At 70.3% G+C, this 20738-nt stretch carries 21 protein-coding genes; 10 read left to right on the top strand and 11 right to left on the bottom strand.

Going from position 1 to position 20738, the window contains the following annotated elements; all coding sequences use genetic code 11:
• Nucleotides 1-162: 162 nt before the first annotated feature.
• Nucleotides 163-1281, bottom strand: coding sequence for a glycerate kinase (locus C8D81_RS17585; RefSeq protein WP_094459456.1), 1119 nt, complete (start codon nucleotides 1279-1281; stop codon nucleotides 163-165).
• Between the two features lie 72 nt (nucleotides 1282-1353).
• Between C8D81_RS17585 and C8D81_RS17590 the strand changes: the two genes are divergently transcribed.
• Nucleotides 1354-1785 (top strand): VOC family protein, encoded by a 432-nt coding sequence (locus C8D81_RS17590; protein ID WP_208109377.1) that lies wholly within the window; start codon nucleotides 1354-1356, stop codon nucleotides 1783-1785.
• Nucleotides 1786-1798: 13 nt separating this feature from the next.
• On the opposite strand, the gene C8D81_RS17595 is transcribed toward C8D81_RS17590, so the two are convergent.
• From C8D81_RS17595 to C8D81_RS17605, 3 genes are read right to left on the bottom strand one after another with little or no spacing between them, the layout of a single operon-like run.
• Entirely contained in the window at nucleotides 1799-2314 is a 516-nt protein-coding gene (locus tag C8D81_RS17595; protein ID WP_133626493.1) for a hypothetical protein, read from the bottom strand.
• A gap of 10 nt (nucleotides 2315-2324) precedes the next feature.
• Complete coding sequence (pspAA, locus tag C8D81_RS17600; protein WP_094356477.1) at nucleotides 2325-2627, bottom strand: PspA-associated protein PspAA; 303 nt, start codon at nucleotides 2625-2627, stop codon at nucleotides 2325-2327.
• Entirely contained in the window at nucleotides 2624-3514 is an 891-nt protein-coding gene (locus C8D81_RS17605) for a PspA/IM30 family protein (RefSeq protein ID WP_094403406.1), read from the bottom strand. Before C8D81_RS17605 ends, pspAA begins: the two co-directional genes overlap by 4 nt.
• 172 nt (nucleotides 3515-3686) lie before the next feature.
• Between C8D81_RS17605 and C8D81_RS17610 the strand changes: the two genes are divergently transcribed.
• Together C8D81_RS17610 and C8D81_RS17615 are read left to right on the top strand one after the other, a co-directional pair.
• A complete protein-coding gene (locus C8D81_RS17610; protein WP_094356475.1) occupies nucleotides 3687-4274 on the top strand; it encodes a DUF3043 domain-containing protein in 588 nt (195 codons plus the stop codon).
• 2 nt (nucleotides 4275-4276) lie between these two features.
• Complete coding sequence (locus tag C8D81_RS17615; protein WP_133626494.1) at nucleotides 4277-4717, top strand: DUF4178 domain-containing protein; 441 nt, start codon at nucleotides 4277-4279, stop codon at nucleotides 4715-4717.
• A gap of 28 nt (nucleotides 4718-4745) precedes the next feature.
• Here the strand turns inward: C8D81_RS17615 and C8D81_RS17620 are convergent, their stop codons facing one another.
• The 4 genes from C8D81_RS17620 to C8D81_RS17635 form a co-directional block, all read right to left on the bottom strand.
• Nucleotides 4746-5474: an anti-sigma factor gene (locus C8D81_RS17620; protein ID WP_133626495.1), complete on the bottom strand. Its 729-nt coding sequence runs from the start codon at nucleotides 5472-5474 to the stop codon at nucleotides 4746-4748.
• Nucleotides 5467-6066 carry an ECF RNA polymerase sigma factor SigK gene (gene sigK / locus C8D81_RS17625; protein WP_229119078.1) on the bottom strand — a complete coding sequence of 200 codons (600 nt, stop codon included), beginning with the start codon at nucleotides 6064-6066 and terminating at the stop codon, nucleotides 5467-5469. The genes C8D81_RS17620 and sigK overlap by 8 nt, the downstream gene beginning before the upstream one ends.
• A 17-nt stretch (nucleotides 6067-6083) precedes the next feature.
• Nucleotides 6084-6812, bottom strand: coding sequence for a fasciclin domain-containing protein (locus C8D81_RS17630; RefSeq protein ID WP_094356471.1), 729 nt, complete (start codon nucleotides 6810-6812; stop codon nucleotides 6084-6086).
• Nucleotides 6813-6928: 116 nt separating this feature from the next.
• The gene (locus C8D81_RS17635; protein ID WP_094428250.1) at nucleotides 6929-8518 is read right to left on the bottom strand and encodes a molybdopterin-dependent oxidoreductase; all 1590 of its coding nucleotides are present in this window, start codon (nucleotides 8516-8518) and stop codon (nucleotides 6929-6931) included.
• A 66-nt stretch (nucleotides 8519-8584) separates the two neighbouring features.
• Here C8D81_RS17635 and C8D81_RS21065 point away from each other — a divergent pair, with 66 nt between their 5' ends.
• Nucleotides 8585-8761 carry a hypothetical protein gene (locus C8D81_RS21065; RefSeq protein WP_166646875.1) on the top strand — a complete coding sequence of 59 codons (177 nt, stop codon included), beginning with the start codon at nucleotides 8585-8587 and terminating at the stop codon, nucleotides 8759-8761.
• Nucleotides 8762-8779: 18 nt separating this feature from the next.
• Here the strand turns inward: C8D81_RS21065 and C8D81_RS17640 are convergent, their stop codons facing one another.
• A complete protein-coding gene (locus tag C8D81_RS17640; protein ID WP_094428248.1) occupies nucleotides 8780-9583 on the bottom strand; it encodes a hypothetical protein in 804 nt (267 codons plus the stop codon).
• Nucleotides 9584-9599: 16 nt separating this feature from the next.
• Nucleotides 9600-10706, bottom strand: a complete 1107-nt coding sequence (gene gcvT, locus C8D81_RS17645; protein ID WP_094428246.1) for a glycine cleavage system aminomethyltransferase GcvT — start codon at nucleotides 10704-10706, stop codon at nucleotides 9600-9602.
• A 66-nt stretch (nucleotides 10707-10772) separates the two neighbouring features.
• Between gcvT and C8D81_RS17650 the strand changes: the two genes are divergently transcribed.
• From C8D81_RS17650 to C8D81_RS17665, 4 genes are all read left to right on the top strand, one after another.
• Nucleotides 10773-12299 carry a leucyl aminopeptidase gene (locus tag C8D81_RS17650; protein ID WP_133626496.1) on the top strand — a complete coding sequence of 509 codons (1527 nt, stop codon included), beginning with the start codon at nucleotides 10773-10775 and terminating at the stop codon, nucleotides 12297-12299.
• A gap of 10 nt (nucleotides 12300-12309) precedes the next feature.
• Nucleotides 12310-13197 (top strand): DUF4031 domain-containing protein, encoded by an 888-nt coding sequence (locus tag C8D81_RS17655; protein WP_133626497.1) that lies wholly within the window; start codon nucleotides 12310-12312, stop codon nucleotides 13195-13197.
• Between the two features lie 111 nt (nucleotides 13198-13308).
• The gene (locus tag C8D81_RS17660; RefSeq protein WP_166646876.1) at nucleotides 13309-14697 is read left to right on the top strand and encodes an HNH endonuclease signature motif containing protein; all 1389 of its coding nucleotides are present in this window, start codon (nucleotides 13309-13311) and stop codon (nucleotides 14695-14697) included.
• Nucleotides 14698-14720: 23 nt separating this feature from the next.
• Nucleotides 14721-15269, top strand: a complete 549-nt coding sequence (locus C8D81_RS17665; protein ID WP_094428238.1) for a CPBP family intramembrane glutamic endopeptidase — start codon at nucleotides 14721-14723, stop codon at nucleotides 15267-15269.
• Between the two features lie 82 nt (nucleotides 15270-15351).
• Here C8D81_RS17665 and C8D81_RS17670 read toward each other — a convergent pair whose 3' ends face one another.
• Nucleotides 15352-17031, bottom strand: coding sequence for an FUSC family protein (locus C8D81_RS17670; protein ID WP_133626499.1), 1680 nt, complete (start codon nucleotides 17029-17031; stop codon nucleotides 15352-15354).
• A gap of 190 nt (nucleotides 17032-17221) precedes the next feature.
• On the opposite strand from C8D81_RS17670, the gene lpdA reads away from it, so the two are divergent.
• Both lpdA and sucB read left to right on the top strand, forming a co-directional pair.
• Complete coding sequence (gene lpdA / locus C8D81_RS17675; RefSeq protein WP_133626500.1) at nucleotides 17222-18604, top strand: dihydrolipoyl dehydrogenase; 1383 nt, start codon at nucleotides 17222-17224, stop codon at nucleotides 18602-18604.
• Between the two features lie 93 nt (nucleotides 18605-18697).
• Nucleotides 18698-20671: a 2-oxoglutarate dehydrogenase, E2 component, dihydrolipoamide succinyltransferase gene (gene sucB, locus C8D81_RS17680; protein WP_133626501.1), complete on the top strand. Its 1974-nt coding sequence runs from the start codon at nucleotides 18698-18700 to the stop codon at nucleotides 20669-20671.
• Nucleotides 20672-20738 lie beyond the last annotated feature (67 nt).

Consider the following 20738-nt stretch of genomic DNA (forward strand, 5'->3'; position numbering starts at 1 on the left):
TCGAACGGACCATAGATCGAACGGTTTCAGCACCCAGCCGACCACCCCCACCCCATTCTCAGCCCGGAACGGGCGCCCCGCCAGGGGCACAGTGGCTACTCGAGGAACGTGAGAGACGCGGTCGCTGCGCGACCTACTCGAGGACCATGAAGCCGGCGTACCTCACCACTGCCAGGTGTGCGCGACCCGGGCGGCCAGTTCGGTGAGCTCGTCGGCGCCGATGTCGGCCACACTCGGATCGTCGACCAGGGTGGCGCGTGCCTCGCGGACGGCGTACGCGGACTCGATGCCCATGGTGCGCATTTCGCGCGAACCGATCACCATCTCCCCGGCCAGCGCGATGCACGGCGTTCCGGCCAACTCGGCCTGCTCGGCGACGTACCGCATCACTCCCCCGCCGCGGGAGGCGAAGTCGAACCGCGACGACCCGGTCACCACCAGATCGGCCAGCAGCATCGTCTCGGTGAACCCGTTCGGTGCACCGGCCTCGACCAACCCGACCAGTTCCGCGCAGGCCTGCGGACCACTCAGGATCCGTCCGCCCAGCGCCGCCACAGCATAGGCCGCACCGCCGCAGGCCCCGGCCCCCGGCAGCCCGGACGCCTCCGGATCGGCGAGCGCCGCGAATCGCTCCAGGGTCGCATCGATCGCCAGCATCTCGGCGGCATCGGTGTTCGTCTCCCGGCCCCGCAGCGAGGTGATCCCGCGCAGCCCGAGCAGCGGCTGGGTCAGCTCATCGTCCGGTACCACGGCGACCAGCTCGATCCCCGCCAGCCGCTCCCGGACTGGATGCAGATCGAGATGCGCGATCCCCTCCATGGCCGCCACGCCCCGATCCAGCGGCCGGTCCGCGGTCGCGCCGAGCGCGGACAGCAACCCGGCACCGCCGTCGTGACAGCGCAGGGTCGCCAGATCGATCAGCAGCCGATCCGGCCGATCGGGCTGCAGGGCCTGCGCTGCGGCGTACCCGATCCCCACCGACGACCCGTCGACCGGAATTCCCCGCTCGCCACCGGCCGGTCCCAACGGCTCCAGCCCGACCACCCGGGTTCGATCGCCGCGGGCCAGCAGGCCGACTCCGCCATCGGCCTCGCCGCTCAGCTCGACCTCGCGGCCGATCGTGGCAGCCGCCGCGGACAGGAACTCCCCGCCGGCCTCGCCGAGCGGGGCGACGGCCAACTCGGCGGCCGGCTGGGTACGCTGCCAGCCCGCCGCGATCGCCACCCCGGCCTCGGCGGCACTCAGCGTTCCGATCCGGTCGGTGGCCACGAGAATTCGCACCCGGGGAGTCTATTGCCCGGCCCTGTCAGTGACACGGGAGAAACCGTCAGTGACACGGGAGATGATCGAACCATGCGGATCTCGATGACCTTCGATTGCGCCGACGCCCGCGCCCAGGCCCGCTTCTGGGCCACCGCGCTGGACTACGAGGAAGCGCCCCCGCCGGAGGGCTGGACGAATTGGGACGACTGGCTGCGTGACAACTACATCTCCGAGACCGAATGGAACGACGGCGCCTGGCTCCGCGATCCCGAGGGGGTACGCCCGGCGATCTCGTTCCTCAAGGTGCCCGAGCCGAAGACGGCGAAGAACCGGATCCATATCGACCTGCAGGTCTCCGGCGGCCGGCACCTCGATCAGGCCGAACGCGAGCAGGCGATCCGGGCCAAGACCGAGCAACTGCTCGCACTCGGCGCGACGGTCCTCACCGAGGCGATGGGTCCGCGCGGGCTCGACCACTACGTGCTCGCCGACCCCGAGGGCAACGAGTTCTGCGTCGCCTGAGATCGGTCGACCCTCAGTAGATGCCGTTCTCCACGAACTGGTACAGCCCGACGGCGAACCCGATGACGATGAACGCCACCGTGATCGGCCAGGTCAGCTCACCACGGTCCCGCCGGTCGGTGAGCGCCCATACGCCCGGGCCGAGGGCAGCCATCACCCCGCAGGCGATCAGCACCGGCAACATCTTCCAGGTGTCCACCGGCCGGCACTGGTAGTCGCAGATCACCAGGCTGGTCAGCGCGAAGGTGGCCGCGCCGGCCGCGATCCCGAAGATCCCGGCGAGCACCGGCAGCACGATCCGCACCCAGCGCGGCGGCGTCCAGCTCTTGAACAACGGAACGGCGATCATCAGCAACAGAGTCGCCAGCACCGCACCGGCGGCGGGAATCGCCAGCGGTGCGGTGTCCGGCGCCCCGATCATCGACAGGAACCAGGTCACGGTGTTGCCGACCCCGAACAGCCCGATCAGGGCGCAGATCGCCGACAGCACCAGCCAACCGGTACCGAGCCGTTTCAGCTTCAGTGCCACTCAGATCCGCTCAGGCGTCGGCGCGTCCGGGGATCAGGCCCTCGGAACTGCCGCTGTCCTCCAGCCAACCCTTGACGTCGTCGAGGGTGGCCTCCTCATCGGGGACGATCAGGTCCGAATCCTCCAGGGAGTCGTCCGGGAGCTCCTGACCGAGCCGGCGAATGGTCTCGATCAGCGAGTTCAGCGCCGCGGTGAGCGCCGCCTGGTCCTCGGCGTCGACGGCCTGCTCGACCTTGTCGTCACAGGCGTTCAACTCGGGCAGATGATCATCGGTGAGCCGGAACTGGCCCTCGTTCAGCACCCGGATGATCACCGCTGCCCCTCCCAGCCCTGCTGACCCTGACCCTGCCCCTGGGTCGGGTACGCCTGGAAGGGCTCCTGCGGGGCCTGCTGCTGCCCCTGACCCTGCGGAATCGCCTGCCCCTGCTGGGTCGGCTGACCCTGCTGGGCCTGCTGACCCGGGCCCTGGCCGATCGCCTGCCGCTGCTCGGCACCGCCGCTGCCGAGCTGGGCCTTCATCTGCTCCAGCTCGCTCTCCACATCCGAGGTCGAGGACAGCGCCTCGAGCTCGCGGGTGAGGTCGTCCTGGGTGGAACCGGTGGCGTCGTCGAGTACGCCGGAGGCCAGCAGCTCGTCCATCGCGCCGGCGCGGGCCTGCATCTGCGCGGTCTTGTCCTCGGCCCGCTGGATCGCCAGGCCGACGTCGCCCATCTCCTCGCCGATGCCGGAGAACGCCTCGTTGATCCGGGTCTGCGCCTCGGCCGCCGAGTAGGTCGCCTTGATGGTCTCCTTGCGGGTCCGGAAGGCATCCACCTTGGCCTGCAGCCGCTGCGAGGCCTTGACCAGCTTCTCCTCCTCGCCCTGCAGCTGGGCGTGCTGGGTCTGCAGGTCACCGAGCTGCGACTGCAGCCCGGACTTGCGGGTCAGCGCCTCGCGTGCCAGATCCTCGCGGCCGACACCGAGCGCCTTCTGCGCCTGGCCGTTCAGCTTGTCGATCTGGGTGTTCAACTGGTTGGCCTGCAGCTCGACGCGCTTGCGGCTGGTCGCCACATCGGCCACGCCCCGGCGTACCTTCTGCAACAGCTCGAGCTGACGCTGATAGGAGTAGTCAAGGGTCTCGCGGGGGTCCTCAACCTTGTCCAGTGCCTTGTCTGCCTTGGCACGGAACACGGTGGACATCCGCTGGAAAAATCCGCTCATCTGGGGCCCGGTCCTTCCGATTCCGAACGCGTACTGCGCTCCAGCCTAGGCGCTCGCAGGTAACCACGGCAGCCCGGGCACGCGTTGGATTCGAAATCCGGGGGCGACCGGTGAGAGAATCGGGGTCCACCCCGAGTCACGGTGGCCGGGGTCGAGGTGCGCGAGGTTGTCCATGGGTCTGTTCTCTTCCTCCCGGAAGACCGCGAAGTCGGAGTCGGCTGTCAGCGACCCCGAGCCGGTCGTCAACGAGCCGCGCCCGCGCGGCCCCCGGAAGAAGGACGCCCCCACCCCCACCCGCAGGCAGGCCGAGGCCGCGCGGATGGCGCGGGTCAATCCGCAGGTCTCCCGCAAGGAGGCCAAGCGCAAGGCCGCGGCCGCCAACCGGGAACGCCGGATGGCCGCCATGGAGGCCCGTGACTCCACCCCGGAGAAGCAGCTGATGCGCGACATGGTCGACTCCCGCTGGAATCTCGGCGAGTTCCTGCTGCCGGCGATGGTGCTGATGCTCGCGCTGAGCTTCATGCAGGAGGTCTACCGGTCGATGTCGACGATCGCGCTGGTCGCGATGTATGGCTTCCTGGCGATCGTGCTGCTCGACCTCTTCCTGCTCTGGCGCCGGTTCAAGAAGATCCTCGCCGAACGGCATCCGGGTGTCAGCCCGAAGGGCAAGGGCCTGATGATGTACGGCTTCAACCGCTCCATCCAGATGCGCCGGCTGCGGATGCCGAAGCCGACCATCAAGCGCGGCGAGAAGTTCTAGTCATGGCGATCCCGTATCTGCATCCGGGTGCCCAGTTCTCCTACCAGGGCAACCCCTACACGGTGGCCGGCACCGTCTGGCTGAACGAGGACGGCGACACCTGGACCGAGCACAAGGCGACCGGTGGCCCGCAGCCGATCTGGTTCACCGTGGAGGATGACGAGGTGACCCGCTGGACCCAGCGTCCCGACCTGGCCGCCTCGCTCACCCCGGGCGCCCGCTCGGTGACCGCCGACGACGGCACGTTCCGCCTCGAGGAGTCGGGTACCGCCAGCTACACCGCCCAGGGCGATACCGACACCAATCCCTCGGGCACCGTCGACTATCACGACTACTCCTCCCCCGACGGGGCGCGGCTCAGCTTCGAGCGCTTCGACGGGCGCGGGTGGGAGGTCGCGACCGGGCGGCTGGTACGCCCCGAGGAGTTCGGCGGCCTGCGCTGAGCCACCTGCACTGAGGGCGTACGCCCGATCAGAGCGGTATCGCGGCCAGCACCGGCATCGTCGGGGTCTGCGAGCCACCGGCCGGCTCCATGGTGATCGCCACCGCCGCGGCCCCGTTGGGGTCGCCCCGCAGCCAGATCCGGCCGTCGGCGTCGAAGGTGGCATCCGGCACCGGCGTCCCGTCCTTCATCAGCCAGAGCTGGTACGCCCGCCCCGTCGGCGGGGCGGACATCGACCCGGCCAGGAACATCGCCTGACCGCGGGAGCGGGACACCACCACACTGCCCCGGCCGCCATCGGGCAGCTGCACCGGGCGGACCACCGCATCGGGCGCGGTCAACAGATCCGCCTCCCGCTGCGCCTCGACCGCGCGGACACCGGCCTGCTGCCGGGCATCGAGCTGCTGATTGATCGCCCAGCCGCCGGCGATCACCGCGACCAGCGCGGCCGCCGCGGCGACCACCCGCCAGCCCCAGGGGGAGCGGCGTGCGGTGACGCGCACCGGTTCGTTGGGCGGCAGCGGACGGATCTCCCGGGCCCGGGCGAGCACCTGCTCGCGCAGCGCCGGCGGCGGAGCGGTGGCGGTCAGCCGGGACACCTCGGCCAGGCTCTCCCGCAGTTCACCCACCTCGGCCCGGCAGTCCGGGCAGGACGCCAGGTGCCGTTCGAACTGCTGGCGTTCGACATCGGTCAGCGCATCCAGCAGGTATCCCCCGAGCAGGCCGTGCAGATCGGCCGGGATGCGTTCGTCAGTCATGGTCCCCCCTCAACACATCGCGCAGGCGGGTCAGGCCATCGCGCATCCGGGACTTCACGGTGCCCAGTGGTACCTCGAGCAGGCTGGCCACCTGCTGCTGCGTGTAACCGCCGTAGTAGGCCAGCTGCAGGGCCTCGCGTTGCAATCCGGTCAACTCGTCCATCCCCCGGCGGACCCGCTCGGCCTCCAGCGAGGACTCCGCCTGCTGCCAGGTCTGGTCACGCTCGGTCTCCAGCTCATCACCGGCCCAGCGGGTGTCGCGCTGCCGCTCCCGCTCCACCGAACGGACCCGGTCCACCGCCCGCCGGTGCGCCAGGGTGGTCAGCCAGGCCCACACGCTGCCGCGCTCGGGCCGGTACCGCGCCGAGGTCTGCCAGACCTCCAGATAGATCTCCTGGGTCACCTCGGCGGCCAGGTCCGGCGCCCGGACGACCCGGAGCACCAGCCCGTACACCCGCGCCGAGGTCAGGTCGTAGAACTCGGCGAAGGCCCCGTCGTCACCGCGGGCGCACCGCCCGAGCAGTTCGGCGGGTCGGTCGAGTGAGCCCGGGACGGGGCGCAGTACGCCCCGTCCCGGTTCCGGATGCTGCACACTCACAGTGTCCCCGATCAGCTGGGCAGCAGCACCTGGTCAATGATGTAGACCGTCGCGTTCGCGGTCTGCACGTTGCCACAGATGACCGTGGCCTTGTCGTTCACCTTGAAGTTGGTGCCCGATCCGGTCACCTTGACCTTCTGGCTGGAGTTCAGGGTCTGGTGCTCACCGGCGAGCTGGTTCGGGGCAAGTTTCCCTTGCACCACGTGCATCGTGAGCACATCGGTGAGCAGCTTCTTGTCGCCCATCGCCTTCTGCAGGGTGGCCTGGTCCATCGCCTTGAAGGCGTCGTTGGCCGGCGCGAAGACGGTGATGTCCTTGGCGTTGTTCAAGGTGTCGACCAGGCCCGCCTGACCGACTGCGGAGACCAGCGTCGACAGCACCGGGTTGTTGCTGGCCGCGGTGGCCACCGGATCCTTGCTCATCCCGTCGAAGGATCCCTTACCGTCCTTCGGTACCGCCGAGCAGGCCGAGCCGAAGGCCGCGGTCGCGGCGCCACCGCCGGACGCGCTCGCGCTCGCCGACGACGCGGCGGACGAGCTGGCCGAGGACGCGGTGGAGGCGGGCGCCGAGCTCGCCGCCGGCTGGGAGCTGGCGCCACCGCCGGCCGCGGGGGTGGAGCTGCTGCCGCTCATCCCGCCGCTGCAGGCCGCCAGGCCGACGGTCAGGGTGAGCGCGCCGCCGGCCACGGCGGCCCGGCGGATGAGGGCGGTGCGGCTGATGCTGCGCAGGTGCTTCGACATGGTGTCGTTCCTCTCGGGTCGTTGACGTCGTGTCACAGCTGGTTCGACGCCGTGGCCGGTTCGGATTGCCGTGCTGGCAGAAAATCTTTCGGATCTCTGCCCGCCCGGCCGAGGAACTACTGCGCGGTGAACTGGATGGTGTGCCAGCCGGTGGCCCCACCGGGGAAGACCCGGCGGCGCTGGCTGGGTTGGGTGGCACCGGTGCCGTCGGTGGCCCGGACGCTGGCGCTGTGCCGGCCCGGGGCCCCGTGATAAGGGAACCACCACTGCCGCCACTGGTCGATGCCCGCGTCGTCGGCCAGTCGGGCCTCCTGCCAGGGACCGTCGTCGATCTGCACCTCGACCTTGGCGATGCCGCGATGCTGCGCCCAGGCCACCCCGGCGAGCAGCCGCTTGTCCCCGCCGATCGTGCCCAGCGACTGCGGCACGTCGATCCGGGACTGGGTGAGCACCGCGGCCTGCTCGTCCCAGCCGCGTTCGGTCCAGTACGCCGGCTTTCCCCAGGTGGTGAACTCCAGTCGGGCCAGCCATTTGGTCGCCGAGACGTAGCCGAACAGCCCCGGTACCACCATCCGCGCCGGGAAACCGTTCTTCTCCGGCAGCACCTCACCGTTCATCCCGACCGCGACCATCGCGTCGCGGCCGTCGCTGACAGCGGCGTACGGGGTCGAGCAGGTGTACCCGCCGTCGCGGCTGTGGCTGAACACCTGCTGGGTGGCGGGATCGACACCGGCCAGCTCGATCAGGTGGGAGAACGGTACGCCGAGCCAGCGGGCGTTGCCGACGTACGGCCCGCCGACCTCGTTGGAGACGCAGGCGAGCGTGATCGTGCGCTCGATCATCGGCAGTTCCAGCAACTGCGGATAGCTGAGCCGCAACGGGTTGCGCACCATGCCGTCGATCACCAGCTCCCAGTCGCCCGGGTCGATCCGCGGGGTGACCAGGGCGATGTCGACGCGGTAGAAGTCCGGGATCGGGGTGACGAACGGCGGCAGCACCGGCACCTGGGCGCCGGCCGGGATCGGCGGGGCGGGCGAGGTCGGGGCCGGCAGCGAGACCGGCGTCCGCGGCGTACTCGTCCGCCCGCCGACCAGACCGCCGGCCACCGCCAGCGCACCCAGTCCGGCCACGCCGAGCAGGGTCCGCCGGTCGGCCCGCACCAGCGCCGAGGGCGCCTCGGGTTCCGCCCGGTCGATCGACCCGGCCGGGCCGGTCGGTTCGGGATCCGCGGCGTCATCGGCGGCACCACGAGGACGGGTCAGCAGATGCAGCGCCAGCATCCCGACCACGATGGTGGCCACCCCGGGCAGGAAGCGCTCCACCCCACCGGGACGACCGGCCGCCGCGGCCAGCCCGAGGACGCCGAGCAGCGCGATCCCGGCCAGCGCCAGGCCGCGCCGGGTCCAGGCGATCAGGCCGATGACCGCCGCCAGGATCGCGATCACGACGATCATCCCGCCGATCAGCACCGCCTTGTCCGCGGTCCCGAAGGTGGCGACCGCGAACTCCTTCACCGGCGTGGGCGCCAGATCGATCGCGGCACCGCCGACCGCGACCAGCGGGGAGGAGGCCGACCCGGTGAGGGCGGCGATCCCGTGCCCCACCCCGAGACCGGCGGCGGCGCTGGCGATCCCCGCCAGAGCGCGTACCCAGGCCGACGGCCTGATCTCGCGCCGCGTATCGAGCCGTTCCATGGTCGTGTCCATACTCCATCTTCGTCCCCACCGGCCGTTCGGATGGGTCCAGACCGCCGGAGAGCTACAGTCGGATCCATGTGGCACTGGAAGAGCGACGGTGGCGAGATCAACCAGGACTTCGCCGATCAGGCCGCGGCCGAGGAGTGGCTGACCGCGCACTACGAGGACCTGCTCGATGAGGGCATCCTCTGCGTCACCCTGTGCGAGGGCGACCGGGAGGTCTACGGGCCGATGTCGCTCGAGCCGGCCTGAGGCGTACGCCCCGGCGGGTCAGCGGACCCGCAACCGGCCCGCGCTCCACAGGTACGCCCGTGACGCGATCTGGCCGCGGCTGGCACGGTAGGCCTCGGCCACCCGGCCGTCCAGTTCGCGCGCCTGCTCGGCGACCGCCTGCGGGGCGATCGGCAGCAGCCACAGCTCCCGCGAGCTCGGTACGCCGATGAATACGTCGGCGTTCTCCGCCAGCCCGACGCCGCGTAGCAGTCCGGGCACATCCAGCAGCCGGGACGCGGTGTAGAGATCACCGGACACCAGCACCGCCAGATGCGGGCCCCAGCGTTCCGGTTGCACCGAGACCGGTTCGGCCAGCGTCGCCGGCAGGGCCGCCACCCCGATCCGTTCCAGATCGTTGCCGCCGGGCACCCCCTCGGCCGCCAGCCGGTCGCCGAGCACCGACACCTGGCTGCTGGTCAGCCGGGTCGCCGAGTCGGCGGTGTCGTGCACCGGATAGACGATCAACTCGGCCGGGCCCGGCAGCGTACCGTCCCGGGGCAGCAGGTCGGGATGGGTGATCCGCAACCGCACCTGCCCGATCGGCGGCACCTCACCGGCGAGCAGCCGCTGCTCGCGGGCGAACAGATCCGCCAGCACCCGATCGGCCGCGGCCTCCGGCGGACCGGAGATGCTCAACGCCTGCCGGGCGGCGTAGGCCAGATCGGCCAGTCGCTGCGCCAGTCCCGAATCGAGCACCAGATACTGGTCCCGCTCGATCCGATAGCGGCGGCCGTGCCGCTGCAGCGCCGCCAGCACCCATCCGACGGCCTCATCGCCCGGCTCCTGCACCGCGTCCCCCACCCATCCGCCCTCTCGGTCAGTCGCCGCGTACGCCGGGGGTGACGAACGGCGGCTTCACGATCTCGAAGTCCTCGGTGCGATTGCGCACCTGCACCCGGACCGGATCGCCCGCGGAAAGTTTCGCATCGATCAGGGCCAGTCCGATACCGGTACCCAGGGTCGGCGAGTGGGTGCCGGAGGTGACCTCACCGACCTCGGCACCCTCGGCGTCCAGCACCGACATGTGCGGCCGCGGGATCGCCCGGCCCACCGCCCTGATCCCCCACAGCCGGCGTGTCGGCCCGGCCTCCTTCTCCGCCCGCAGCGCCTCGTGCCCGCGGAAGGACGGCTTCTTCCAACCGATCGCCCAACCCGACCGGGCCTGCACCGGCGAGATCTCGGGCGAGATGTCCTGACCGTGCAGCGGGTAACCCATCTCGGTGCGCAACGTGTCCCGCGCGCCGAGCCCGCAGGGGCGTACCCCGAGATCGGCACCGGCCTGCATCAGCCGCTGCCAGAGCGCGGGCGCGTCGGCGGCCGCACAGACCAGTTCGTAACCGCGTTCGCCAGTGTAGCCGGTGCGGCAGACGGTCAGTGCCGCACCGTCCAGTTCGGCGGTGGCGAAGGACATGTAGTCGTGCCCGGTGGGCAGGCCGAGCAGTTCGAGCAGCTCATCGGACTTCGGGCCCTGGACCGCGAGCACGGCGTAGTCGTCGTGCTGGTCGGTGATCTCGACACCGTCGGGCGCACCCTCGGCGAGCACCCGGACCACCTCGGCGGTGTTGGCGGCGTTCGGGATCAGGAAGACATGATCGTCGGCGAAGCGGTAGGCGATCAGGTCGTCGACGACCCCACCGGTGGGGGTGCAGAGCAGCGTGTACTGGGCCTTGCCGGCGCCGATCCGGTCCAGGTCGTTGCTCAGCTGGGTGTTCAGGTACGCCGCCGCGCCCGGTCCGCGGACGGTCGCCTTGCCCAGGTGGGAGACGTCGAAGATGCCGACGGCCTGCCGGACCGCATGGTGCTCGGCGACCACGCCACCACCGGCGTACTGCAACGGCATCGACCAGCCGCCGAACTCGGCGAACTTGGCACCGGCGTCGACGTGCTGCTGGTGCAGCGGGGAGTGCTTCAGGGCGTCGTTCATGAACCTGACCCTAGTGGGGATTGGGCGCGCGGGCGCGAGCCGACCGATAACCTGACCCGGCAACCGATGATCGAGTTCGTTCGAGGAGTAACCGTGGTCAACCCTGTCCTGCCCCAGCTCAATGCCGCGAAGGCGATGCCCGCCGACACCCAGGTGCTGGTGATCGGGTTGACCGGTGACGGGGACACCCCGCGGCTGGTCGGGCTGCCGGTCGAGGTCGGCAAGGCGTATGCGAAGCGGTTCGGTGCGGAGCTGGCGACCACGCTGGTCGAGCTGAAGGCGAGCACCAAGGTGGGCAGCACCACCGTCGTACCGCTGGGGGCCGGGCTGCGCGTGGTCGCGGTCGGCCTGGGCCAGGACGGCGAGGCGACCCCGGGCGTGCTGCGCCGCGCCGCCGGTGCGGCGGCCCGCGCGGCGGTCGGCCTGGGCGAGGGCGTACGCGTGGCAGTGGCACTGCCCACCGAGGAGCCGGAACAGCTGAAGGCGGTCGCCGAGGGCAGTGTGCTCGGTCAGTACGCCTGGGCGCCGATCTCGGCGAAGGCCGAGGAGCGCACCGCGCCGCGGATCACCCTGCTCACCCCGCGCGCCGACAAGGCCACCAAGGACGCGCTGACCGCGGTCGGCGCCATCACCTGGGCGCAGCTCGTCGCCCGGGACTGGGTGAACCTGCCGGCGAATCTGCTCTATCCGGAGACCTTCGCCGCCGAGGCCAAGGAGCTGTTCGCCGGCAGCAAGGTCTCGGTCGAGGTGCTCGATGACAAGCAGTTGGCCGCCAAGGGTTACGGCGGGCTGACCGCGGTCGGCGGCGGGTCCTCGCACACCCCGCGGCTGGTCCGGCTGAGCTATGCCCCGCGCGGCGCCACCGCGCATCTGGCGCTGGTCGGCAAGGGCATCACCTTCGACTCGGGCGGTCTGAACCTCAAGCCCGGCGACTCGATGTACACGATGAAGTGCGACATGGGCGGCGCCGCCGCGGTGTTCGCCGCGGTCCGCGCGATCGCCGATCTCGGGCTGAAGGTGAAGGTCACCGCCTACGGCTGCCTGGCCGAGAACCTGCCGTCGGACACCGCCTACCGGCCCTCGGACGTGCTCACCATCTACGGCGGCACCACGGTGGAGAACTACAACACCGACGCCGAGGGCCGGCTGGTGATGGCCGACGGGCTGGCGCGCAGCAACGAGGACAACCCGGATCTGGTGGTCGACGTGGCCACCCTGACCGGTGCCGCGATGGTCGCCCTGGGCGGCAAGATCTACGGCGTCTTCTCCGACTCCGACGAGGTCGCCGACCGGCTGCTCGGTGCCGCCGAGACCGCCGGTGAGGACGCCTGGCGGCTGCCGATGGGCGAATGGTCGGCCGAACCGCTGGAGTCGAAGGTCGCCGATCTGCGCTCGGGTGGGCAGCGGATGGGTGGCGCCTCGGTGGCGGCCTCCTTCCTGCGTCGCTTCGTCGACGAGGGCACCGACTGGGGCCACCTGGACATCGCCGGCGTCGGTTTCAACGAGGGCGCGCCGAGCGGCGAGGTGCCCGCCGGTGGCACCGGGGTGGGCGTGCGCACCCTGGTCGAGCTGGCCCGCTCGATGCAGTCCTGATTCGACTGCCGTGACCGTCCTGATCGATCCGCCGTTGTGGCCGGCGCACCAGACGGTGTTCTCGCATCTGGTCTCGGACACCTCGTTGGCAGAGTTGCACGAGGTGGCCGAGGCCGCCGGGTTGCCACCGCGGGCGTTCGATCGGGACCACTACGACGTGCCGGAGTGGAAGTACGCCGACTGTCTCGCGGCGGGTGCGGTGGCGGTGTCGGCCCGGGAGCTGGTGACCGCGTTGCGGGCGAGCGGGCTGCGGCGTACCAAGGCGGTGGTACGCGCGGAAACCGTTGCTCGAAAGGAAATGCTGCTCGATCGCTGGCCGCTGGAGGGTGCCTCTGAGGTGGCGGTCGAGCTGCTGGATCGCTGGTCGGCGCGCGGGCGCTATTACCACGATCTGCGGCATCTCGAACACTGCTTGGATTCGCTGGCCCTGGTGGCGGGTCCCGGTGGTGCCGGACCGGTGGTCGAGGCGGCAGTCTGGTTCCACGACGCGGTGTACGCCGGCCGCGCCGGCCAGGACGAGGAGGAGTCGGCCGTCCTCGCCGAGACCCGGCTGGCCGGGGTACTCCCGGCGGCCGAGATCGCGGAGGTGGCGCGGTTGGTACGCCTCACCGCCGGCCACTCCCCCGCCGCCGGTGATGAACGCGGGGAACTGTTGTGTGATGCGGATCTGGCGATCCTGGGCGCCGAGGCGGAGCGGTACGAGACCTATCGCCGCGACGTCCGCCGGGAGTACGCCGACCTCCCGCTCCCCGACTTCCGGAAGGGCCGGGCACAGGTGCTGGAGCATCTGCTCGCCCTCGACCCGCTCTACCGCACCGAGGCCGGCGCCCAGCTCTGGAGCGCGGCGGCCCGCTGGAACCTCAGCGCCGAGCTCGCGTCGCTCGGGAACGTCGGCTGAGCGAGCGAACGAAGCCACCCGGCAAAGAAGTTATCCACAGATTTCGGAATTCCCTTCCTGAACCGCGAATCCGACCCAGAACTGTCAGACCCGATCTGTTGAATGGCGGGTATGGATGGCAGTGCGGCTACCTTCGTCGAGACCGTGGAGACGGTCGACGAACTGCTGCGCCGACTCCTCGACGAAAGTGATGACCGGCTGCTCACGGACGAACAACGACTGCACGTCGCCGAGGTCAACGAGCGGATCGCCGCCCGCCTCCATGCGCACTCCACCCGTACCCTGGCCAGCATCGACGCCCATGAGGCGACCCGGCACGTGCATGGGGTCCGGACCACCACCTGGATGCGGGAACGCCATGGATACGCGGCAAATCAGGCCGCCGGGGCGCTGCGAGAAGCCATCCGCACCAGCAACGCACCGATCGTGTGGCAGGCACTGGCCAGGGCGACCATCTCGTCCCGGCAGGCCACGGCGATCCTGGAGTCGCTGCAACACCTGCCACCGGACCTCGCACCGCAGCAGGAGATCGCAGCGCAGCAGACGATGATCGACCAGGCCCAACGGTGGGATCCGACCGAACTGCGGGAACTGGGCAATCGTCCCGTTGAGGTCGTCGACCCCGATCACGCCGACGCCCTGCTGGAACGCCGCCTCGAGCAAGAAGAACAGGCCGCCCGTCGCAACCGGGGCCTCCACCTGCATCACGACGGCCACGGCACCACCCGGATCAAGGGCCAGTTGCCGTGCGCTGACGGCGAGAACCTCACCGCCCTGCTGGATTCGCTGGCCGACCGACATCGCGATGACGAGCCACCATTGTGTGGCTCATCGTGCACCGGCCCCTCCTGCGGGCTCTGCGGCGGTCGACCCTCGCGTGCGATGCGGCGCGCCGACGCACTGATCGAACTCGCGCAGGCGTATGCCGATTCTCGGCACGCACCGTCGCGCGGCAACGACCGCGCGCGGGTGAATGTGACCGTCGACCTCGACGCTCTGGTCCGGGGCATCGGCTGCACCGACACCACGGCAGGTCCGATGTCCGCACAGCAGCTCCGTCTGCTGGCCTGCGACGCCGAGATCATCCCCATCGTCCTCAACGGCTTCGGCATCCCCTTGGATGTCGGCCAACTGCACCGGTTCTTCGAAGGCGAACTCCGCGCCGCGCTGGTCGCCCGCGACGGTGGCTGCATCTTCCCGGGCTGCGACCAGCCCGCCCGCCGCTGCGAGGCGCACCACATCCGGCCCTGGTGGCTGCACGGACCGACGCGTCTGGACAACGGCGTGCTGCTCTGCCCACACCATCACGCTCTGGTCGAACCAGCGCGGCAACGACTGCACAATGAGAACCGGTGGGAGGTCCGCCTCGATCCGGGTGATCGGCTTCCGGAGTTCCTGCCACCACGGGCATTGGACCGAAACCGCCGGCCCCGCCGCCATCTGCGGCACCGCCTCCGCACCAGACCGTCCGGTGGCGACGACCGAGAACCGTCGAGCTGAACCAGTCCTCGGTAGGTTGAACCATGCTCGAGTTCGTCCTGTTCTGCATCCCGACGCTCATCTACGTGCTGGTGGTGTCGCGGAAGCCGGATGAGACGGCCCGCTCGGCATTCGGCCGTGCCGGTGGGACCTGGGGCCCGGCATCGGGCTACGGATGGGCGTTGACGATACTGCCGCCGCTCCTACTCACCGCCTGGCTGGCGATCGTGCTGATCCCCGCCGAGGTGCTGCAGACACCGGGGGTGACGATCGCCCGACTGACCTCGGTCACCGCGGTGATCGGGGTCATTCTCCGCGCCGTCGGTGAGGAGGTCTTCTTCCGCGGGCTGCTCGGCGGCGTACTCATCCGACGGCTCGGTTTCACCCTGGGCAACACGGTGCAGGCGATCATCTTCTTCCTGCCGCACCTGCCGTTGCTGCTGATCGACGCCCGGACCTGGCCGATCCTGCCGGTCCAGTTCGCCACCGGCTGGCTGCTCGGCTGGCTGCGGAACAGGACCGGCAGCTTCGTCCCCGGTGCGATCGTGCACACCGTGGCCAACGTCGCGGCCGGGCTCATCGTGCTGCTCTGACCGATTCTTGGGGTCACTGCCACTAACCCGACTCCACCTCTCGACACGGCCGCAGGCGGCCTACTCGAGGTACGTGATGTGACTAGCGCCAGTCGGTGATGACGTTCTGCACGGCGAGCACGTCGGCGTGGATGTCCTCGGGTGAGCGGGGCTGGGTGACCGGGTGGGCCTTGATCGCCTGCAACGGTTCGGTGGCCCGGCCGAAGGCCTCGCGCGCCCGGCGTACCTGCGGATGCCAGCAGGCGCCGAGCACCAGATAACCGAGGGTGGCGACGGCCTGGAACATCTCCAGATAGGGCCGCACCCGCTTCGGTTCGTCGGCGAGCGACTGGTTCACCTGCTGCTCCAGCTCGAGCAGCTCGTAGTAGAGGTGCCGCCGGTTCATCCGGGCCGCTGCGCTCGCGTACCGGCTCTCCGCCAGATCCCGCATCACCGACTCGGTGGCCAGGATGCAGCGCCGGGCATGCGCCCGGGCGAACAGCAGCGCCGTCCCGCGGCCGACCAGCCAGAGCACCAGCAGCGCGACCGCCACCGCGAGCACGGTGTCCAGCCCCCGTTCGCTCATCGCCGAGACCCCACCGGCCCAGCCACCACCGGCGGCCGCGATGGTCAGCGCCAACGGGGTGATGAACACCACCGCCGCCGCATAGTTGCGCAGGATCAGCAGCTCCACCACGACCTGCAGGCAGAACAGCAGCAGTGCCAGCCACACCCCGCCCGGCTGCCACCACAGCACCAGCCCGAACAGGCCCAGCCCGAGCACGGTGCCGAGCAGCCGCTGCAGCCCACGGACCGTCTGCGCATGCCGGGTACCGCCCTGGTGCAGCACCAGGGTCGCGAACGCCACCGCCCAATAGGGATGGGAAGCACCGACGAGCATCGCCAGCACCCCGGCGAGCAGGGTCGCCACCCCGACCCGCGCACCGATCAGCCAGACCTCGGAGGGCCCACGGCCACCGGTCCGCACCAGATAGGTCGGGTCCGGGCGCCCCAGCGAGGAATCGCGCAGCTGCTCGGATTCGAAGTCGGGCTCGAAGACCGCGGCCTCGGCCGAGGACTCCTCGCCCTCCACGCTGCCCCAGGGCTGGGCCTCGCTCCCGCCCAGGGCAGGGTCGACCAGTGCCGCGCTGCGCCGGGTGTAGCGGGTCTGCAGGATGCCGATCCGTTCGAACACCTCCTCGGCGGCCGGGGACAGCGGCCGCTCCCCCACGCTGTCCCGGAAGGTGGTCCAGGCGTGGTGCAGCGCCCGGGAGGCGGCCGGGCGGACCTGGCGGATCTCCTCGGGTTCAGCCGCTTCGAACCGGGTCACCGCCTCCTCGGCGGCCGCCACCGCCTGCCGCTCGGGGCGATGCGGATACCAGATCAGGTCGATCATCCCGATCAGCACCGCGGCCGCACCGCCGGCCGCGGTCAGCCCGACGAGCTGACCGAGCGGGACCCCGCTGGAGGCCAGATAACCCGACACCCCGCAGACCAGCACGAAGAAATACGAGCCCGGCGGCGGCACCTTGAGCAGCGCACAGGCCACCGCGGCCAACGCGGCCAACGGCACCATCACCACCAACAGGGCCACCGGATGGCCGGCGGTCACACCCCCCAGCAGCGCGGAGAGCACCAACCCGATCGCCGCGAAGGACATCAGCCGGAACCGGAACCGGCCGGGCGTCTGCGGCCCGTAGAGCACCGCGAAGGCCCCCAGGCTCATCACCAGTCCGATTTCGGTACGCCCCAGCAGGGCGGCCACGAAAACCGGGCCGGCCACCGCGAGTGCTGTCTTCAGGGCCGCCGGCCAACGCCGGGAGACCCTCTGGAACCGCAGAACGGCGCGCGCATGCGAGCCTGGTGACACCTGAACCTCCATTCACCCCGGGGCCATTGTGCCGGAAGTCCTACCGAGCTTCAGTTCGCGACCACCCGGCGGTCATTCGGCGGGGCCTGCGATGATGCGGCCCATGACTTCCAACTATGACGTCGTGGTGCTGGGTGCCGGCAGCGGCGGGTACGCCACCGCGCTGCGCGCCGCCCAGCTCGGCCTCTCGGTCGCCCTGGTCGAGAAGGACAAACTGGGTGGCACCTGCCTGCACCGGGGCTGCATCCCGACGAAAGCCTGGCTGCACGCCGCCGAACTCGCCGACCAGACCCGGGAGAGCGAACAGTTCGGGATCCGGGCCAGCCTGGACGGGGTCGATGCCGCCGGTGTCCGACGTTACTCCGACGGTGTGGTCGACCGCTTGTTCAAGGGCCTCACCGGCCTGCTCGACCAGCCCGCGATCGATGTCGTGGTCGGCGACGGGGTGCTCACTCCGGACGGCGTGCAGGTCGGTGAGCAGCTGCTGAGCGGCCGCTACACCGTCCTCGCCAGCGGCTCCTATTCCCGCACCCTGGGACTGCCGGTGGACGGGGAACGAATCCTGACCAGCGAGCACGCGCTGCGCCTCGACGAGCTGCCGAAGTCGGCGATCGTGCTCGGCGGCGGCGTGATCGGTGTCGAGTTCGCCTCCGCCTGGCGCTCCCTCGGGGTCGAGGTGACCGTCGTCGAGGCGCTGGACCGGTTGGTACCGGCCGAGGACCCGGAGGTCTCCAAGACCCTGGCCCGGGCGTTCCGCAAGCGCGGCATCACCGCTGTCACCGGAACCCCGATGGCCTCCGCCGAGGTCGTTGACGGTGGCGTACGACTGACCCTGGAGAACAGGGAGACCCACCAGGCCGAGGTGCTGCTGGTCGCCGTCGGCCGCGGGCCGAACTCGGGCGGACTGGGCTATGCGGAGTCCGGGGTACGCCTGGAGCGGGACTTCGTGACCACCGACGAGCGGCTGCGGACCAGCCGGGAGAACACCTATGCCGTCGGTGATCTGGTCGCGGGTCTCCAACTGGCGCACCGTGGGTTCGCACACGGCATCTTCGTCGCCGAGGACATCGGGTACGCCGAGGGCAAGCTGGATCGTGCCCCGGTCCCGGTGCAGGATCTGCAGATTCCGAAGGTCACCTACTGCGATCCGGAGATCGCCTCGGTCGGGCACACCGAGGAATCGGCTCGGGAGGCCTTCGGCGAGGTGCAGAGCTACAGCTACAACCTGGGCGGCAACGGCCGCTCGCAGATCCTCAAGACGGCCGGTTTCGTGAAGGTGATCCGGCGTCCCGGTGCGGAAGTGGTGGGAATCACCATGATCGGCGCCCGGGTCGGCGAGCTCGTCGGCGAGGCCCAGCTGATCACCGCCTGGGGGGCGTACCCCGAGGAGGTCGCGGAACTGATCCACGCCCACCCGACCCAGAACGAAGCCATCGGCGAGGCGCACCTGGCGCTCGCCGGCAAACCCCTCCATGCACACGCCTGACTTCTGGCGGGTGGGCTCGCCTGACGCCGGCGTGGGGTCGGGGCTAGGCTGACCACTGCAACTGAACTTTGACCAAGGAGCCTCGTACTCATCATGTCGACCGATGTAACCCTTCCCGCACTGGGCGAAAGCGTCACCGAAGGCACCGTCTCCCGCTGGCTCAAGCAGGTCGGCGATCAGGTGGAGACCGACGAGGCCCTGCTCGAGATCTCCACCGACAAGGTGGACACCGAGATCCCCAGCCCGACCAGCGGTGTGCTGCTCGAGATCAAGGTGGACGAGGACGAGACCGTCGAGGTCGGTGCCGTGCTCGCGGTGATCGGTGAGGAGGGCGAGTCGGCCGGCTCCGATTCCGGTTCCGACGACCAGTCCGCCGACGACGACTCCGCCGATGAGGAGCCGGAGTCCGAGCCGCAGCGCGCCGCCGATGAGGACAATGACCCGACCGCCGACGAGGCCGCGGAGACCGGAGAGCAGGCCCGCAAGGAGGCCGAGTCCGACGACCAGGCGACCGCGGCCGAGCAGCCGAAGCCGACCGGTGGTACCAACAAGTCCGACTCCGGCACCGAGGTGACGCTGCCCGCGCTGGGCGAGTCGGTCACCGAGGGCACCATCTCCCGCTGGCTCAAACAGGAGGGTGACCAGGTCGAGGTCGACGAGGCACTGGTGGAGATCTCCACCGACAAGGTCGACACCGAGATCCCCTCCCCGGTCGCCGGCACCCTGCTGTCGATCAAGGCCGGTGAGGACGAGACCGTCGAGGTCGGTGCCGTGCTCGCGATCATCGGCGACGAGGGCGCCGACGGTGGGTCCGATGCGGGCGAGTCCGATGCGGGCGAGTCGGATGCGGGCAAGCCCGCCTCGTCGGCCAGCGCGCCGGCCGGCGAGGGTGCCGCCGAGGACGCCACCGACACCCAGGCGGACGATCACGACGCGCAGAGCGTCTCCGGCATCGAGGACCAGACCGAGGCCGGTGACGAGGGTGGTCAGGAGCCGATCCCGGCACCGGAGACCGACGACGAGCCGAAGCAGGAGTCCAAGCCCGAGCCGAAGCAGGAATCCAAGCCGGAGCCGAAGCAGCAGGAGACCGCCGCACCGAAGGCCGCCCCGCGCAGCCAGGGGGACGACTCGGCGTACGTGACGCCGCTGGTCCGCAAGCTGGCCGCCGAGCACGATGTGGACCTGTCCAGCCTGAAGGGCACCGGGGTCGGTGGCCGGATCCGCAAGCAGGACGTGCTGGCCGCCGCCGAGGAGGCCAAGAAGGCCGCCGCCGCTCCGGCCGAGGCCGAGGCTCCCGCGGCCGCCGCCGCACCGAGCGGGCAGACCTCCGCCGAGGCCGACGCCAAGCGCGGTACCACCGAGAAGCTGTCCCGGATGCGGCAGACCATCGCCAAGCGGATGGTGGAGTCGCTGCAGGTCTCGGCCCAGCTGACCGCGACCGTGGAGGTCGACCTGACCCTGATCTCCCGGATCCGGGCCCAGGTCAAGGACGACTTCAAGAAGCGCAACGGCGCTTCGCTGTCCTACCTGCCGTTCATCACCAAGGCCGCGGTGGAGGCGCTCCGCCAGCACCCGAAGGTGAACGCGACCATCGACACCGAGGCCGGCACGGTCACCTACTCCGATGTCGAGAACATCGGCATCGCGGTGGACACCGAGCGCGGGCTGATGGTGCCGGTGATCGCCGATGCGGGTGATCTCAACATCGGCGGGCTGGCCAAGAAGATCGCCGATCTGGCCAACCGCACCCGGACCGGCAAGGTGACCCCCGACGACCTGACCGGTGGCACCTTCACGATCACCAACTACGGGTCGGCGGGCACCCTGTTCGACACCCCGATCATCAACCAGCCGCAGGTCGCGATCCTGGGCACCGGTGCGCTGGTGAAGCGGCCGATGGTGATGACCGACAAGAACCTGGGTGAGACGATCGCGGTGCGCGACATGATGTACCTCTCGCTCACCTACGACCACCGACTGGTCGACGGCGCGGACGCCGCCCGTTACCTGTCGACGGTCAAGGAGCGGCTGGAGGAGGGTGACTTCGGGGCCGAGTTCGGTCTCTGAGTTTCAACCCAGACAAGAAAAACCAGACAGAGAAGGGCCGGTACGCCGAGGCGTACCGGCCCTTCGT

It is taken from the genome of Enemella evansiae (assembly GCF_004362375.1).
Lineage (GTDB): Bacteria > Actinomycetota > Actinomycetes > Propionibacteriales > Propionibacteriaceae > Enemella > Enemella evansiae.